17 protein-coding genes are annotated in these 14,189 nt (G+C 68.6%); 8 read left to right on the top strand and 9 right to left on the bottom strand.

The window, feature by feature from the left end; all coding sequences use genetic code 11:
* Positions 1-131: 131 nt before the first annotated feature.
* A complete protein-coding gene (locus OG534_RS03495; protein ID WP_326586590.1) occupies positions 132-2,069 on the top strand; it encodes an APC family permease in 1,938 nt (645 codons plus the stop codon).
* Between the two features lie 75 nt (positions 2,070-2,144).
* Positions 2,145-2,318 carry a hypothetical protein gene (locus OG534_RS03490; RefSeq protein ID WP_237545442.1) on the top strand — a complete coding sequence of 58 codons (174 nt, stop codon included), beginning with the start codon at positions 2,145-2,147 and terminating at the stop codon, positions 2,316-2,318.
* A gap of 248 nt (positions 2,319-2,566) precedes the next feature.
* Here OG534_RS03490 and OG534_RS38640 read toward each other — a convergent pair whose 3' ends face one another.
* A complete protein-coding gene (locus OG534_RS38640; protein WP_442807027.1) occupies positions 2,567-3,241 on the bottom strand; it encodes a helix-turn-helix domain-containing protein in 675 nt (224 codons plus the stop codon).
* A 183-nt stretch (positions 3,242-3,424) separates the two neighbouring features.
* Between OG534_RS38640 and OG534_RS03475 the strand changes: the two genes are divergently transcribed.
* Positions 3,425-4,615 carry a cytochrome P450 gene (locus OG534_RS03475; RefSeq protein WP_326586589.1) on the top strand — a complete coding sequence of 397 codons (1,191 nt, stop codon included), beginning with the start codon at positions 3,425-3,427 and terminating at the stop codon, positions 4,613-4,615.
* Positions 4,616-4,821: 206 nt separating this feature from the next.
* On the opposite strand, the gene OG534_RS03470 is transcribed toward OG534_RS03475, so the two are convergent.
* On the bottom strand, positions 4,822-5,601 hold the full coding sequence (locus OG534_RS03470) for a MerR family transcriptional regulator (RefSeq protein WP_326586588.1): 780 nt from the start codon (positions 5,599-5,601) through the stop codon (positions 4,822-4,824).
* Positions 5,602-5,607: 6 nt separating this feature from the next.
* Here OG534_RS03470 and OG534_RS03465 point away from each other — a divergent pair, with 6 nt between their 5' ends.
* A complete protein-coding gene (locus OG534_RS03465; RefSeq protein WP_326586587.1) occupies positions 5,608-5,892 on the top strand; it encodes a hypothetical protein in 285 nt (94 codons plus the stop codon).
* A gap of 94 nt (positions 5,893-5,986) precedes the next feature.
* Here the strand turns inward: OG534_RS03465 and lysA are convergent, their stop codons facing one another.
* Positions 5,987-7,321, bottom strand: coding sequence for a diaminopimelate decarboxylase (gene lysA, locus OG534_RS03460; RefSeq protein ID WP_326586586.1), 1,335 nt, complete (start codon positions 7,319-7,321; stop codon positions 5,987-5,989).
* A gap of 13 nt (positions 7,322-7,334) precedes the next feature.
* Positions 7,335-7,697 carry an SAV_915 family protein gene (locus OG534_RS03455; RefSeq protein ID WP_326586585.1) on the bottom strand — a complete coding sequence of 121 codons (363 nt, stop codon included), beginning with the start codon at positions 7,695-7,697 and terminating at the stop codon, positions 7,335-7,337.
* A 296-nt stretch (positions 7,698-7,993) separates the two neighbouring features.
* Here OG534_RS03455 and OG534_RS03450 point away from each other — a divergent pair, with 296 nt between their 5' ends.
* A complete protein-coding gene (locus tag OG534_RS03450; protein WP_326586584.1) occupies positions 7,994-8,509 on the top strand; it encodes a universal stress protein in 516 nt (171 codons plus the stop codon).
* Here OG534_RS03450 and OG534_RS03445 read toward each other — a convergent pair.
* The 4 genes from OG534_RS03445 to OG534_RS03430 all read right to left on the bottom strand — a co-directional run bounded on the left by OG534_RS03445 (position 8,484) and on the right by OG534_RS03430 (position 11,343).
* A complete protein-coding gene (locus tag OG534_RS03445; protein WP_326586583.1) occupies positions 8,484-8,819 on the bottom strand; it encodes a YnfA family protein in 336 nt (111 codons plus the stop codon). The genes OG534_RS03450 and OG534_RS03445 overlap by 26 nt on opposite strands.
* Positions 8,820-9,186: 367 nt before the next feature.
* Positions 9,187-9,387, bottom strand: coding sequence for a DUF5988 family protein (locus tag OG534_RS03440; RefSeq protein WP_326586582.1), 201 nt, complete (start codon positions 9,385-9,387; stop codon positions 9,187-9,189).
* A 171-nt stretch (positions 9,388-9,558) separates the two neighbouring features.
* A complete protein-coding gene (locus OG534_RS03435; protein WP_326586581.1) occupies positions 9,559-10,602 on the bottom strand; it encodes a 1-phosphofructokinase family hexose kinase in 1,044 nt (347 codons plus the stop codon).
* A 264-nt stretch (positions 10,603-10,866) separates the two neighbouring features.
* Positions 10,867-11,343 (bottom strand): cupin domain-containing protein, encoded by a 477-nt coding sequence (locus tag OG534_RS03430; protein ID WP_189970037.1) that lies wholly within the window; start codon positions 11,341-11,343, stop codon positions 10,867-10,869.
* Between the two features lie 522 nt (positions 11,344-11,865).
* Here OG534_RS03430 and OG534_RS03425 point away from each other — a divergent pair.
* The 3 genes from OG534_RS03425 to OG534_RS03415 all read left to right on the top strand — a co-directional run bounded on the left by OG534_RS03425 (position 11,866) and on the right by OG534_RS03415 (position 13,317).
* Positions 11,866-12,141: an isoamylase early set domain-containing protein gene (locus tag OG534_RS03425; protein WP_326586580.1), complete on the top strand. Its 276-nt coding sequence runs from the start codon at positions 11,866-11,868 to the stop codon at positions 12,139-12,141.
* A 103-nt stretch (positions 12,142-12,244) separates the two neighbouring features.
* Positions 12,245-12,505 (top strand): DUF6119 family protein, encoded by a 261-nt coding sequence (locus tag OG534_RS03420; protein WP_326593446.1) that lies wholly within the window; start codon positions 12,245-12,247, stop codon positions 12,503-12,505.
* Positions 12,506-12,891: 386 nt separating this feature from the next.
* Complete coding sequence (locus tag OG534_RS03415) at positions 12,892-13,317, top strand: hypothetical protein (protein WP_326586579.1); 426 nt, start codon at positions 12,892-12,894, stop codon at positions 13,315-13,317.
* Positions 13,318-13,482: 165 nt separating this feature from the next.
* On the opposite strand, the gene OG534_RS03410 is transcribed toward OG534_RS03415, so the two are convergent.
* Positions 13,483-14,124: a DUF305 domain-containing protein gene (locus OG534_RS03410; RefSeq protein ID WP_326586578.1), complete on the bottom strand. Its 642-nt coding sequence runs from the start codon at positions 14,122-14,124 to the stop codon at positions 13,483-13,485.
* Positions 14,125-14,189: the final 65 nt, after the last annotated feature.

The raw sequence follows: 14,189 nt of genomic DNA, 5'->3' as shown, positions 1-14,189 counted from the left end.
GGTGGCTCTGTTCGCGTTAAGGACGCGTCAGGATTGCCTCAGCCGCGGGCATATGAGATCAATCTGCGTACGCTTGCTCCGCCGTCGGTGTCGATGGCTGATTCTTTGCCGTACGACAGGAGCTCCCCACGATGGCCACCCCGGCCCGCTCCTCGCGCCTGCGCGCGTGGATGCTGGAAGGCTTGACCGCCGAGAACAGTTCGCCCGCCGCCAAGGAGGCGGCGGCCCGGCCCCACGGGCGGCCCTGGTGGCGGGTGATGTGCCTGACGGGTCTGGACTACTTCTCCACCCTCGGATACCAGCCTGGCATCGCGGCGCTGGCGGCCGGGCTGCTGTCGCCGCTCGCGACCATCGTGCTGGTCCTGCTCACTCTCTTCGGCGCGCTACCGGTCTACCGGCGAGTGGCCGAGGAGAGCCCGCACGGCGAGGGCTCGATCGCCATGCTGGAGCGGCTGCTGACGTTCTGGAAGGGCAAGCTGTTCGTCCTGACCCTGCTCGGGTTCGCGGCGACGGACTTCCTGATCACCATCACCCTGTCGGCGGCGGACGCGACCGCCCACTTGGTGGAGAACCCTCACCTCACGAGCACTCTGCACGGTCACGAGGTGCTGATCACCCTCATCATGATCGCGCTCCTCGGGGCGGTGTTCCTCAAGGGGTTCAGCGAGGCCATCGGCGTCGCAGTCGTCCTCGTGGCCACGTACCTCAGCCTGAACGTTGTCGTGGTGGCGCGCGGCCTGTGGGAGGTGGCCGCCGAACCGCATGTCGTCACCGACTGGACCGAGGCGCTCACCACCGAGCACGGCAACCCGCTCATGATGGTCGCCATCGCCCTCATCGTGTTCCCGAAGCTCGCGCTCGGCCTGTCCGGCTTCGAGACCGGCGTGGCGGTAATGCCGCACGTCAAGGGCGACCCGGATGACACCGAGGACAAGCCGGCAGGCCGGATCCGCGGTGCGAAGAAGCTGCTGACGACCGCGGCCATCATCATGAGCGTCTTCCTGATCACCAGCAGCTTCATCACGACGCTGCTGATTCCGCCAGCACAATTCCAGCCAGGTGGTGAGGCCAACGGACGGGCCCTGGCGTACCTGGCCCACGAGTACCTGGGCTCTGCCTTCGGCACGGTCTACGACATCTCCACGATCCTGATCCTGTGGTTCGCCGGGTCGTCGGCGATGGCCGGTCTGCTGAACCTGATGCCGCGCTACTTGCCCCGGTACGGCATGGCGCCCCACTGGGCGCGAGCGCTGCGCCCCATGGTCATTGTCTTCACCCTTGTCGCGTTCCTGGTGACCTGGATCTTCGACGCCGATGTCGACGCGCAGGGTGGCGCGTACGCCACCGGTGTCCTCGTCCTGATCACCTCGGCCGCGGTCGCCGTGACCATCGCCGCCCGCCGGGCGGGGGAGCGCGGCTGGACCATCGGCTTCGGCGTCATCTCGGCCGTCTTCATCTACACGACCGGCGTCAACATCGTCGAGCGCCCTGACGGCGTGAAGATCGGCGCCTGCTTCATCGCCGGCATCATGGCCCTGTCCCTGCTGTCCCGCCTGGCGCGGGTCTTCGAGCTGCGTGTCACACACATCGAGTTCGACGACATGGCACAGCGGTTCATCCGTGACACCGCCAACCGCACGATCCGCTTCATCGCGAACGAGCCCGACAACCGGGACCTCGCCGAGTACCGGCAGAAGAAGGAACAGATCCGCGCGGACAACGACATCCCCGCCGGGGACGACGTCATGTTCGTCGAGGTCACCGTCCTGGACGCGTCCGAGTTCGAATCCGGCATGCGCGTACGCGGCGAAGTGCTGCACGACCGCTACCGCGTCCTGACCCTGGAGAGCTCCAGCATCCCCAACGCTCTGGCCGCCCTCCTCCTCCACGTCCGGGACGAGACCGGCCAACGCCCCCACATCTACTTCGAGTGGACCGAGGGCAACCCCTTCGCCAACTTCTTCCGCTTCTTCCTCTTCGGCCAGGGCGAGGTCGCCCCCGTCACCCGCGAGGTCATCCGCGAGGCCGAACCGGACCGCGCCCGCCGTCCCCACGTCCACGCGGGCTGACATCAGTGCCAAGATGCCGACAGGAAACCCTCCGGATACTCGCCCCCACGCGGATCCGGAGGGATGCTCGCTGTCGTGACCATCTCCTGGCGCCCCGATCGCGCCGTCCGCCGGACCGTACTCGTCCTCGGGGCGGCAGGCCTGACCGTCATCGCCACCGGCGCGATCCTCGATGCCCTGTGGCTGCTCGGCATCGGGGTCTGGGCGGTCATCGCAGCGATGGTGATCGAGCTCGTCTACCGGCCCTAGCCGCCGATGTCCCGGTTGCGGTAGCCCTCCGGCGTTTCGCGCCGTACAAGGATCCGGGCCGCGCCCTAGTGGACCGTTGCCAACCGCGGGAGGGCGGACGAGCGTCTCAGGGGTCATGTTGTCGACGCCAGCGGGGAACCAGAGGTACCCGCCGTGCCGCTGCGGTGCCGGCCGGTCAGATGGCATGGGTCGGTGACGTTCGGCAGGAACTGGTCCGCCGGCGGACCAGACGGTCCCGCTGAGACCCGTCACGCCAGGAGGCGGCGGCATCGGTCGGCCGACTCCAGCATGTCCAGGCTGACCTGTTCCAGGAACGCGCCCACCTTGGCCAGCCGCTGACCCACGGGGCTCTCGGGCCTGTACGTCTGCGCCGCGGCCGTCGAGGCCCGCGCTGCCTCGAGCGTCTGCCGCGAGCTGATCACGATCGAGTGGTACCAGGCGTCGTCGTCGACCACGTAGATGTCGCGACGCCGCTGCGGATCGCGCTCGCGCCGGACATACCCATGCTCGACCAGGAAGTTCACGGCTACGGAGACGGAGGCCGGACTGACCTTCAGTCTGCGGGTCAGCTCGGCTGCTGTGCGCCTGCCGTCCTCGGACAGCAACAGGTCGACGTGCACGCGTGCTGTCATCCTCGGCAGTCCCGATCTGACCGCCAGCTCGATGATCTCCTCTTCCATCGTTCCGCCGGGCGCTTCGGCCGCGCGTGGGGGTGCTGGTGTGCCGCGCTGCGCCCGCTGGACCGTAGCCAGCTGCGCCTGCTGGGGCCGGTAGCCGCCGGGACCGCCGTTGCGTGCGATCTCCCGGCTGATCGTCGAGGTCGGCCGGTCGAGCCGCCTGGCGATCTCGGCGTAGGAGAGCTTGCCGGTGAGTCCGGCCGCGATGCGCTGGCGTTCCTGCTGGGTCAACCGTCCTCCAGGCATGCCGCCAGTATTGCCTTCGCCGCCACTCAGTGCAACGCGCCATTGCATTCGAGCGCAGCGTCATTGCATCAATTTGGCACTCTTCACCTGCACTTATGCGTTCCAGTGGATTGCAGCAATCCTGAATGCAACGTAGCTTTCGAGTTGTATCAAACACGCACTATCGCGAGGTGAGGAATGGTCATGGATGAATCGGTCCACACTGTTACGACGCTGCCGACGGAGCGTCCGTCCGGCTGTCCCTTCGACCCTCCGGCAGAGCTGATCGACGCCCGCCGGCACGGCCCCATCAGCCGCCACACCCACCCCGGCGGGAAACCCGGCTGGATGATCACCGGATACGACCTGGTCAGGTCGGTCCTGGCCGACCCGCGGTTCAGCTCGCGCAAGGACCTCCTGAACGTGGTCGACTTCGAGATCCCTCCGGCGCCGCCCGGCGAGTTCCTCCTCATGGACGACCCCCAGCACAGCCGCTACCGGAAGCCGCTGGTCGGCAAGTTCACCGCGCGGCGGATGCGACTGCTCACCGAGCGCATCGAGCAGATCACCACCGACTGCCTGGACGCCATGGACAAGGCGGGGCCGTCGGCGGACCTGGTGACCGCGTTCGCCAAGCCCATCCCCACCATCATCATCTGTGAGCTGCTGGGGGTGCCGTACGAGGACCGGGCCTCCTTCCAGGAACAGATCGACAAATTCATGAACGGGGAGACGGGCGACGAGGAGCTGATGGCGGCCTACACCGCGACCCAGACCTACCTCGCGGAACTGGTGGCCGCCAAGCGCGCGAACCCCACCGACGACGTGCTCAGCGAACTCACCGACAGCGACCTGACCGATGAGGAGCTGCAGGGGATCAGCCTGATCCTGCTGGCGGCCGGCTTCGACACCACTGCCAACATGCTGTCCCTCGGGACCTTCGCGCTGCTGCAGAACCCGGAGCAACTGGCGGCGCTGCGCGCCGATCCCGCGCTCATCGACCAGGCCGTCGAGGAGCTGCTCCGGTATCTGAGCGTCGCCAAGTCGTTCATGCGGACGGCGCTGGAGGACGTCGAGGTGGGTGGTCAGACCATCGAGGCCGGCACGACGGTCGTCCTGTCGTACAACACCGCCAACCGCGACCCCGAGCGGTACCCGGATCCCCACACGCTCGACCTCGGGAGGGAGTCCGGCGGGCACCTGGCCTTCGGACACGGCATCCACCTGTGCCTGGGCGCGCAGCTGGCCCGCATCGAGATGCGGGTCGCGTTCTCCGCGCTGCTCAAGCGCTTTCCCACGCTGCGCCTGGCCGTACCGGCCGAAGACGTCGCCCTGCGCCCGGAGACCGCGGACATCTACGGGGTGAAGAGCCTCCCGGTCACCTGGGAGGTGTGACCACCGGCCGGTGACGGGAGAGGTCGCGTACGGCCGCCGCGGCCGAGCTGTGGTTGCCGGCCTGCGCGGATCGCGTCCGCGGCGCCGGCTGGACAGTGAGCAAGGTCCTGGCCGCGCTCGATCTGGCAGGGGCTCACGTGCGCGTCGGGAATCGCGACGGGTCCGAGGAGGGACACACCTCGCAGGCCGCTCCGGGGGCGCTCACGTCATGCGTCCAGTCGGGCGCGAATGAGGGAGTCGAGCCGCTCCCATGCCGGGGACGAAGCGTTGACCCGGCTCTGGATGAGGGCGGGGATCTCGGAGCCCGTATCCAGCCCGGGCCGTTCGCCGGACCCGTAGCGCTCCCGATTCGCCTCGGCGATCCTGCGGGCGAGGTCCTCGAGCCGCGGGTCGTCGGCGTCGAGGTCGTGCGCGTGGTCGTAGCCGAGGAAGAGCCGCCGTAGAGTCGGGTCGGCCAAGATCTCGGCCTGCTCGTGAAACAGGGTGGTCGCACGGTCCGGGTGGGTGGCGAACACGAGGATCCACAAGTCGCGTTGCAGGTCCACCCATCGAGGCGTGAATCCCCATCGGGCCAGATCCTCCAGATGGGCGAAGGCCTCGCCGGGCAGTGGCACCAGACGCCCGGCGGCGAGCCGGCGCAGGCGCTCCTGAGTGTCCTGCAGGCTGCGGATGCGGGCGTCGAGTTCGACGTCGATCTCGCCCAGCGCCTGCCGGAATTCCTCCTCGCCCGCCGCTCTCAGATACCGGATACGAGCGAGGGGGACACCGGCTTCTGCCAGTGTCCGGATCTTGATCAGGTCGACAGCGTCGTTCGCGCCGTACCGCCGGTAGCCGGACGCGTCGCGGTCGGGCTCGGGGAGCAACCCCTTGTCGTGGTAGACGCGGACGGTCTTGATCGACACTCCGATGTAGCCGGCCAGCTGTCCGATGGTGATCACCTCGTCATCGTCCCACTTGACCTTGCCCCAGGGGCAGGGTTGCAGCATGGCGTCATGGAGAACACGAACCCCGATCGGGAGACCCTTCGCGACCTGGCCGACGCGGGCAACGAGACCGCGCTGGACCGGCTGGCCGATCTCGCGGACGCGGCCGGCGACGTCGAGGAGTTGAGCGATCTGTTGGACGAGGGATCCCGACACGCCGGAATGCTGCTCACGCGACGCGCGGCCGCGGCCGGTGACCTGCGCGAGCTGCAACGGATCTCCGACGCCGGATACGAAGAGGCCGGAACGGAGCAGGAGCGGCTGCTGCGGGCACCGGGCGGTCGTCAGGACTGACGATCCGCCCGGCCGCCGCACCTGCCGCGATCCTGCATCTCACCGTGACGATATGGAGAAGCCCAGGCGGCGGCGAACGTGCCCTGACGTGGGCTTAGACGCCGATGTCCCGGCGCCGGTGGTCCTCCAGGGTTTCGCGCCGGACGAGGAGCCGGGCCGTGCCCTCGTGGACCGCTACGACGGCGGGGCGGCCGACGAGGTTGTAGCCGGAGGCCATGGACAGCAGGTAGGCACCGGCCACCGGTACGGCGAGCAGGTCGCCGGGGTGGATGTCGCCCGGCAGCTGGACGTCGGAGGCGAGGATGTCGCCCGCCTCGCAGTGCCGGCCGACGACCGTGGCCGTACGGGGTGCGGCCGGCGAGTGGCGGCCGACGAGCCGGGGCGCGTACCGCACCCCGTACAGGGCGGGGCGGGGATTGTCGCTCATGCCGCCGTCCACGGCGACGAACACGTTCTCGCCGGTGTGCTTGACGGCGAGCACCCGGTAGAGGGCGACTCCGGCGGGGCCCACGACGGCCCGTCCGGGTTCGACGGCGAGCCGGGGCACGGGAAGTCCCGCGGCGGCGCAGCCGTCGACGAGTTCGGTACGCATCCGCCGGGCGAACGCGGTGAGGTCGAGGGCGGGTTCGCCGGGCTGGTAGGCGATGCCGTGGCCGCCGCCCATGTCGAGCTCGGGCAGGACCACGCCGTGGGTGTCACGGATGCGGGCCATGAGCCCGATCATGCGGCGCAGGGCGACCAGGTAGGGCTTCACCTCGGATATCTGGGATCCGATGTGGCAGTGCAGCCCGGTCAGTTCGAGCCGCGGCTGGCCCAGGATCCGGGTGACGGCGTGCTGTGCGCCGCCGTCGGTGAGGGACAGGCCGAACTTCTGGTCCTCCCTTCCGGTTCGGATCTTGTCGTGGCCGCCGGCCGAGACGCCCGGGACCACCCGCACCATCACCTTCTGGCGGCCGCCTGGCCCGACGGCAGCTGCGATCCTGGCGATCTCGGACGGGCTGTCGATGACGATCCGTCCCACACCGAGGCGCAGGGCGGCCTCCAGGTCGTGCAGGGACTTGGCGTTTCCGTGCAGCACGATGCGCTCGGGCGGGAAACCGGTGGTGACGGCGAGCTCCAACTCCCCGGCCGAGCACACGCCCAGGCCCAGCCCCTCCTCCTCCACCCAGCGCACCATCGCGCGGGACAGGAACGCCTTGGCCGCGTACAGCACGTCCGCGTCGGGGAAGGCGTCGCGATACGTCCGGCAGCGCCCGCGCACCTCGCCCTCATCCAGCACGTAGACGGGGGTGCCGAACCGCTCGGCAATCTCGGTCAGGGGAACTCCGCCGACGGCCAGGCCACCGTGCGGGAGCGGCCTCGTGGACGCGGGCCATACGGATAGCTCACCGGCAGCGGCGGGCATCTCAGGGAGAACGGCGATGGTCATGTTCCGCTCCCCTTCAGACCGTGCGGGCCGTGGTCTCGGATACCCATGTGAGCGGTGCTCCGGTGGGTCCGGCATCCGCCGCAGTGACCGGGGGCGCGGTGAGGGCCGGGTCCACGGTCAGCAGGGACGCGCCGAGCGGCCGGGCCATCGCGCGGAGTGCGGCCTCGGAGAGCCGGATCCAGGGCTGGGCCGTACCGAGCGTGGCGGCCAGCCGTTCCGGGCTGGTGAAACCAACGGCGGTACGGGCTCCCAGTGGAGTGCGGAACAGCCGCACGACGACGTGCGCTCCTCCCGGCCGGGCGGGCACGTACAGAGGCCCGGCCGGGCTCTGTTCCTCAGGCTCGGAGTCGGAATCGTCGTACTGGAACAAGCACATGGGGCCCTCCTTGGGGAACCACGAGTGACAGGTCACGCCCCGGCGCGGGGAGGCGGTCCGGGACGTGCAACCGAAGCTATCCCCGCCCCAGCGCCCCGGCGGCCACCCCGTAACGGGACCCATACGGCCCCCGGGCCATTCCATACGCATCACTGACGGCAGGACCTGGAGTCCATCAGCAGGGCGTCAGGGTTGTGGACCTCTCCGCCAGAAGTCCGTGAAGGACATGGCTCCGCCGTGCCTCATGGCCTTTCCCTCGGGACCGGTGACTGGACGGCGAGGAGAGGGAACAGGTCGTGCGAAGAGTCGTGGTCGGCGTGACCGGCACCCTGGGGAGTCCGGCCGCCCTGCACAGGGCGGCCGCAGAGGCCCGCGCACGGGATGCGGAGCTGCGAGTCGTCCTGGCGTGGCAATCGCCGGGCGGTGAACTCGGCAGCCGGAACGGCCTCAGCCCCTCCGCCCTGGCGGAATGCCGTACCGCTGCCGTCGAAAGACTCCGCGAGATACTCGACACGGCGTTCCGTGCGGCGAAGCCCGGAGCCGCCCTCACGGGCCTCACCGTACGGGGCACGCCCGGCGCCGCTCTGGTGGACACCGCCCGTGGCATGGAGGACCTCTTGGTCGTCGGCACCGGCTCACGTACCCCGTTGCGCCGCCCCTGCGGCCCTCGGTGGCCCGCTACTGCCTGGCGCGCACCGCCTGCCCCGTACTCGTCGTGCCGCCCTCGCCCCTGCAGAACGAGCTCGACGCGGCGCACCGACGCAACTGCAACGTGGTTCCGGCAGATCAGTTCCCGCGGGGTGCGTACATGATCACAGCCATGCCGGCGAGGCAGACCAGGGCGCCGATGACGTCGTATCGATCGGGGCGATACCCGTCGGCGACTACGCCCCAGGCGATGGACCCGGCGACGAAGATCCCGCCGTAGGCGGCGAGGATCCGGCCGAAATTGTCGTCGGACTGGAAGGTGGCCACCACCCCGTACAGGCCCAGTGCGATGACGCCGGCACCGATCCAGACCCAGCCCTTGTGCTCGCGGATGCCCTGCCACACCAGCCAGGCTCCGCCGATCTCGAAGAGGGCGGCCACGGCGAACAGGGCAACGGAACGAGCGACGGTCATACCGGCTGACCCTACTGGCGGCCGCTGCCCGTGATCTCCAGCGGGACGGCGCCCTCCCGGCAACCGCACCCGCCCTCGCCTGCGCTCTTCGCTCCGCAAGAGCAAGAGCAAGAGCAAGAGCAAGAGCAAGAGCAAGAGCAAGAGCAAGAGCAAGAGCAAGAGCAAGAGCAAGAGCGGCGGCGTTGCCTTCGCGCCATTCGTTTGAGCGGTAGCGGCTGGAAGCCGGTCGCGAAGTACCAGGAGGACGGTAGCCGTTGGGGAACGGGTGGACTGGATCGAGGCCGGCGATCCAGTCCACCGTGCGGTGTCGGCCCGCGCATCCCGGCCGCCGTGGTGAGGTACAGGCGAGCGTCCTTGGCCGTCCGTTTCATTCGGCGATCTCTGTTCGTTCCCACCACTCGTAGACCGCCAGTTGTCCTTCCGGGCTGTCCTGGTGCCGCGACGTGTTCTTGAAATGCTCGTACCCGCCGCGGTGTGGAATCTTCAGGTCTTGTCCGGGGTCGGAGATCGGAACGATCCGCTCGGGCAGATCGTCCGGGCCGCCCTCAAGCACTGCCTTGGTCGCCATGCTTCCAGTCTTCCCAACCGCGGGCCCGCTCGCATCACGAGGTCGACACTGGCGTGGCTCAGCACCACCGGCAGCGCCCCGCCCCGACGCGGTGACGGGGCAGGGTCGGTTTGTGGGCACGGGGTACGCAATGTGGTGGGGGGCCGACCGAACGGCAGGGGGTGGGCAGGGTCAAACGCCCTGGCGTCGTGCATCGGTCTGGGACCTGGTCCTCACCTGGGAGCGGAGGGATCGGGCCACGTCCAGGTCGAAGGGCTCGGTGCTGGGGGTGAGCATCGCTGCGGCGGCTGCGGCCACCCCCAGCGCGCAGGCGCTGACGGGTTCCTCTCCGGCGGCCAGCTGTGTGATGAGGGCGGCGACCATGCTGTCTCCCGCCCCGGCGTCGCTCAGGGGCTCGCCGGGCAGCGGCGGCGCGTAGAGCTCGGTGTGGCCGTGGCCGGTCGAGCACAGTGCGCCCAGCTCTCCGAGGGTGGTGACGGCGATCTCGGCGGCTCCTGTCGTGAGCAGGTGCTCGTTGAGGGCCCGGGCGTCGTCGAAGTCGCGGACGGGCCGGCCGGTCAGGCTCTCGGCCTCGGTCCGGTTGCACCTGAGCAGGAACACGCCCTCGGCGAGTGCTCCGCGGAGCGCCGGCCCGGAGGTGTCCAGGACCAGTCGGGATCCGGCTTCCCTGATGCGGCGGGCGACGGCCGCGTAGAAGTCGTCGGGCAAGCCGCCGGGCAGGCTGCCGCTGGCCACGACGTACGGGCAACCGTCAACGGCTTGCACCAGAGCATCCAGGGATCGCCGCCCCTCGTGGTCGTGCAGGTGCGGCCCGGGTGGCACGATGTGGTAGCCGCGGCGCGATTCGGCCTCGAACAGCACGAGTGCTTCGCGGGTGTCGTCGTCGATGTCGACGGCGACGTGGTCGATGCCCTCTTCGTCCAGCAGCCGGTTCAGGCGCAGGCCGACTTCGCCTCCGGCGGTGTGGAAGGCGGTGGCTCGTCCTCCGAGCCGCACGACATGACGGGCGACGTTGATCCCTCCACCCCCGGCGGCCACCGACCTGACCCGGGCACGGTTCTTGCCGATGTCCTCCAGGTGCCCGACCTCCCAGCAGAGATCGACCGCAGGATTCATCGTCAGGGTGAGGATCGACGGCTTGGCCGCACTCTCCGATCCTCCTGCGCCGTCGGTACTCCTGGCTGTGGTGGGTTCCGGCGTCGCGGCCGTCCTCATTGCGGTACCCAGGTGGTCGCGCCGACCGTTGCCCGGCGCACCGTCCGCTGGGCATGGCCCCGCTCACTGCAGCTCGAGGAGATCGGGGCCTGTTCCCACGCGCTGCGGTCGATCCCGTTCCCGATCCCGGCCGCTGCCAGGACAGAGGTCGAGCGGAACGTCGCGTGCCGTGGGGCCAGATGGGTGTACGGGCGGAGGGGAGGAGCGTGATTCTCCCGGCTCGCCTCTGGGCGAGGAACTACTGTCGCGATAAGCCCTCGGTGGTCAGGCGTGCTCGTCCGATGGCTGTTGGTCAGGCTGGGCCGACCAGCTTGCCGGCTCGTCGTCGCCTGAGTCCTCGTCGCGCTCCGCGTCGGCGGCTGTCGCGTGGATCTTGCCCGACGCGTGGTGGACCGGTGCGTATACGGCGTAGAGCTGCAGGGTCTCGTCACCGATGTTGGTGACGTTGTGCCAAGTGCCGGCGGGTACGAAGATTGCCCAACCATCCTCGACCTCCTGGTCGAAGTCGAGTCGATCCTTCGCGCGGCCCATCTGGACGCGGCCCCGGCCTGCGTCGAGTCGTAGGAATTGGTCAGTCTCCGGGTGTGCTTCCAAGCCGATGTCCTCACCCACCGGGATCGACATGAGGGTCAACTGAAGATACTTCCCAGACCAGGCGACGGCGCGATAGTCCGTGTTTTCAAGCGTCGCCTTCTCAAGGTCGAAGCTTTGAGGTTCCGGCCCGATGTCCTTGATGGTCATCTTCTCTCCCGGTCAACGAAGGCGGTACGCGGTACGCGGTACGCGGTCGCGGTCTTGGCCAGCGCACGTCGACATTCTCAGAGCCCTGGGCGCTTCTGGCCACAAGTGCGCGAGCTGCTACCGCACGAGCAACCGGTTGTGACCAGTTGCCGCATTCCGCCGTGCGTGCAGTCGATGACGGTCTTGCCGGCCATGCGCCGACGCGGCACCTCCATGATCGAGTGTTTGTCCGCGCACTCCAGCACAATCCGCGACTCCTGAATCAGAGCCTGCGTCGTTGCGCGACAACGCACCCCCCCGGCACAGCCTGCTGGGCATCGATTATCGGCTCCTGGCGCTACTGCGGAACAGGACTCCTACCCGCCAGGATGACACTTTGCGTGATGTTTCGCGCCATTGGTGTCACCTGGCGCGGTGGGCGAGTGACACCGGGACGCGGGTGGCCGGGTCGGCGTGCGGGCCGTGCGCGCACTACCCACGATGGGCGACGCACCCATCCACTACCGCCCGTCAGGAGCACCCATGCTGGAGCGCACGCTGCGCAAGGACCGCACCGAGGTCACCTTCATCCTTCCCGCCGACAACCCGTCGGGGCCGGTCAGCGTGGTGGGCGACTTCAACGGCTGGCAGCCCGGCGTGCACACGCTCAAGGCCCGCAAGGACGGCAAGCGCGCCGTCACGGTCGAGCTGCCCAGCGAGGGCACCCATTCCTTCCGGTACCTGGCCGCCGGGGACTACTGGTTCAACGACGAGAGCGCCCGGGACCAGGACGGCCCCAACAGCCGCCTCCACACCTGAGCCAGCTTCCGCCGCGACCGGCCCCGGCCGTCGGCCACACCAGCAAATTCAAGGGTGGAGGGCTGGAGATCTGCGATGTCTTGGGCCCTGACGGTCAGCTGATCTGCGTCAAGAAGGCCACCTCCAGTACCGCCCCCTCAACCACCTCTTCGCCCAAGGCGTGGTCGCAGTGGAGACCTTGCTGAGCGATTCGGAGGTACGGGCCAAGCTCCTCAAGCAGGTGGCTGCCCAAATCCCAAACCACCGTCTCATCCAAGACTTCGGCACGCTCCGCGTGGTCTTCGGCATCCTGCTGAAGGACGGCGAGGGCATTGCCGTCGACTCGCTCTTCGCCTTCGCTCAAGTCTCGCTGCTGCAAGCGTGACCACCAGGGACCGGCTGACGCCGGCGAAGTGAGAGCTGACGCTCGGCAGGGGGCCGGCTTCGCACTGTGGGCTGTCCGTGCCGCTTGTGGTCACGCGGTGCCCGCCGGTCAGACGTGGCGGTCGCAGTCACTTCCTGACGTCACGTCGTTGAGCAGCCGGAATTCGTGGTCCATGGCCGCCCGGCACCGCACCTGATCGCCTTGTCGGAGGTTCCCGAGTCCGTACAGTGCGCAGGAGCACCTCCGCCTTGCGATGTCGGGGACCGGACCCGCCGTGTACGCGAGGTGAGGTTCGATTCCGGCCGATTGGCGGATGTTGTCGGACCGTGAGCCCGCATGCATGGCTAGGGTGAATTTCCCTCAACTAGCTTCTTTGGAGAAGGAACATGCGCATATCAGCCCTGTCTGTCACCGCTGCGGCAATGGCCGCGACGATAGCGGGAGGAGCAGTCCCGGCCGCTGCTGACACGTTGGTCAGTACGGTCAACCTGGAGGCCGGCGCCGGCCTCCACCGCAATTCCGCGACTGTGACCTATGAGCGCGTCGACGGCGCGGTGAACTCGGTCAAGATCATCTCGCTGCAGGCCTTCTCCGGCGAGCCCGACTGCGTCTGGGTGGAGTGGAACGACCCGAAGGACGTGGAGGACGGCTGGACCGCCCTCAATTCAGAGCCTCCATGTCACGGCGGCAGCCTCGGGGAGACGATCAACCAGATCATCAAGGCGCCCAAGGGATATCAGCTCAAGATCCGCCTGGTCGCCTACCACGACGGAGGGATCGAAGTGATCCACAAGGACATCGCAAAGCTCTAACCGGACCGTGCGGAGACACCGGACGCCGAAGGCGGTCTGGTGTCTCCGCACCACCAGAAGACACGGGGGACCTTCGGGCCGGTGCCCGGGTCACTCACACGCCGTGCGTATTGCCCGTGACGGTGTCGGCCGGCAAGGCGCACTCAGGCCATCCACACCGCATGGTCAGCCGTTCTTGAGCATCTCGCGCATCTGGGTGATCTCGGCGGTCTGGGAGGTGATGATGTCGTCGGCAAGGGTCTTGGCCGGGCCGTAGAGGCCTTGCCGCTTCTCGGTTTCCGCCATGTCGATCGCGCCTTCGTGGTGCTCGATCATATGGATCAGGAACATGGTGTCGAAGGCGTTGCCCCGCGCGCTCCCGATGCGGTTGAGGTCCTCGTCATCCATCATGCCGGGCAGGGTGGAGTCGTCATCGCCGTGTCCCATGCCATCCATGCCTTCCATGCCGGAGGGCACTCTCTCGCCCCATGCCCTCAGCCAGCCGGCCATGGCGTCGATTTCCGGCTGCTGCGCCTTCTTGATCCTCTCGGCGAGGGCCTTGACCGCATTGGACGCGCCGTGCGACTGGGCCATGTCGGACATGACGATGGCTTGGCGGTGGTGGGGGATCATCCCTTGCGCGAAGGCGACGTCCGCCTTGTTGTGCTGTTCGGCCTCGGACGGAGCCGGGGCGGTCGTGGAAGTACCAGCAGCGGTGCCGGCAGTGTTTGTACTGTCGTCGGTGCCGCAGGCCGTGAGGACCAGGCCGACGGCGGCCGCGGTGGCTGCCAGGGCCGCACGACGCGGTACGGATCGGTTCGTGTTCATTTCGCTGACTCCAGTGATCGAGTGCGGAGGGAACGGGCACTGTGCGGTCGCGGGAGGCGCACCGC

This window comes from Streptomyces sp. NBC_01294, from assembly GCF_035917235.1.
Lineage (GTDB): Bacteria > Actinomycetota > Actinomycetes > Streptomycetales > Streptomycetaceae > Streptomyces > Streptomyces caledonius.
This window is presented reverse-complemented; position numbering and strand designations above follow the sequence as displayed.

Excerpts from the sequence above, each read along its gene's own strand:
- OG534_RS03495 (WP_326586590.1), top strand. The coding sequence starts at position 132 with ATGGCCACCCCGGCCCGCTCCTCGCGCCTGCGCGCGTGGATGCTGGAA.
- OG534_RS38640 (WP_442807027.1), bottom strand. The coding sequence starts at position 3,241 with ATGCCTGGAGGACGGTTGACCCAGCAGGAACGCCAGCGCATCGCGGCC.
- OG534_RS03475 (WP_326586589.1), top strand. The coding sequence starts at position 3,425 with ATGGATGAATCGGTCCACACTGTTACGACGCTGCCGACGGAGCGTCCG.
- OG534_RS03470 (WP_326586588.1), bottom strand. The coding sequence starts at position 5,601 with ATGCTGCAACCCTGCCCCTGGGGCAAGGTCAAGTGGGACGATGACGAG.
- OG534_RS03465 (WP_326586587.1), top strand. The coding sequence starts at position 5,608 with ATGGAGAACACGAACCCCGATCGGGAGACCCTTCGCGACCTGGCCGAC.
- lysA (WP_326586586.1), bottom strand. The coding sequence starts at position 7,321 with ATGACCATCGCCGTTCTCCCTGAGATGCCCGCCGCTGCCGGTGAGCTA.
- OG534_RS03455 (WP_326586585.1), bottom strand. The coding sequence starts at position 7,697 with ATGTGCTTGTTCCAGTACGACGATTCCGACTCCGAGCCTGAGGAACAG.
- OG534_RS03445 (WP_326586583.1), bottom strand. The coding sequence starts at position 8,819 with ATGACCGTCGCTCGTTCCGTTGCCCTGTTCGCCGTGGCCGCCCTCTTC.
- OG534_RS03440 (WP_326586582.1), bottom strand. The coding sequence starts at position 9,387 with ATGGCGACCAAGGCAGTGCTTGAGGGCGGCCCGGACGATCTGCCCGAG.
- OG534_RS03435 (WP_326586581.1), bottom strand. The coding sequence starts at position 10,602 with ATGAGGACGGCCGCGACGCCGGAACCCACCACAGCCAGGAGTACCGAC.
- OG534_RS03430 (WP_189970037.1), bottom strand. The coding sequence starts at position 11,343 with ATGACCATCAAGGACATCGGGCCGGAACCTCAAAGCTTCGACCTTGAG.
- OG534_RS03425 (WP_326586580.1), top strand. The coding sequence starts at position 11,866 with ATGCTGGAGCGCACGCTGCGCAAGGACCGCACCGAGGTCACCTTCATC.
- OG534_RS03415 (WP_326586579.1), top strand. The coding sequence starts at position 12,892 with ATGCGCATATCAGCCCTGTCTGTCACCGCTGCGGCAATGGCCGCGACG.
- OG534_RS03410 (WP_326586578.1), bottom strand. The coding sequence starts at position 14,124 with ATGAACACGAACCGATCCGTACCGCGTCGTGCGGCCCTGGCAGCCACC.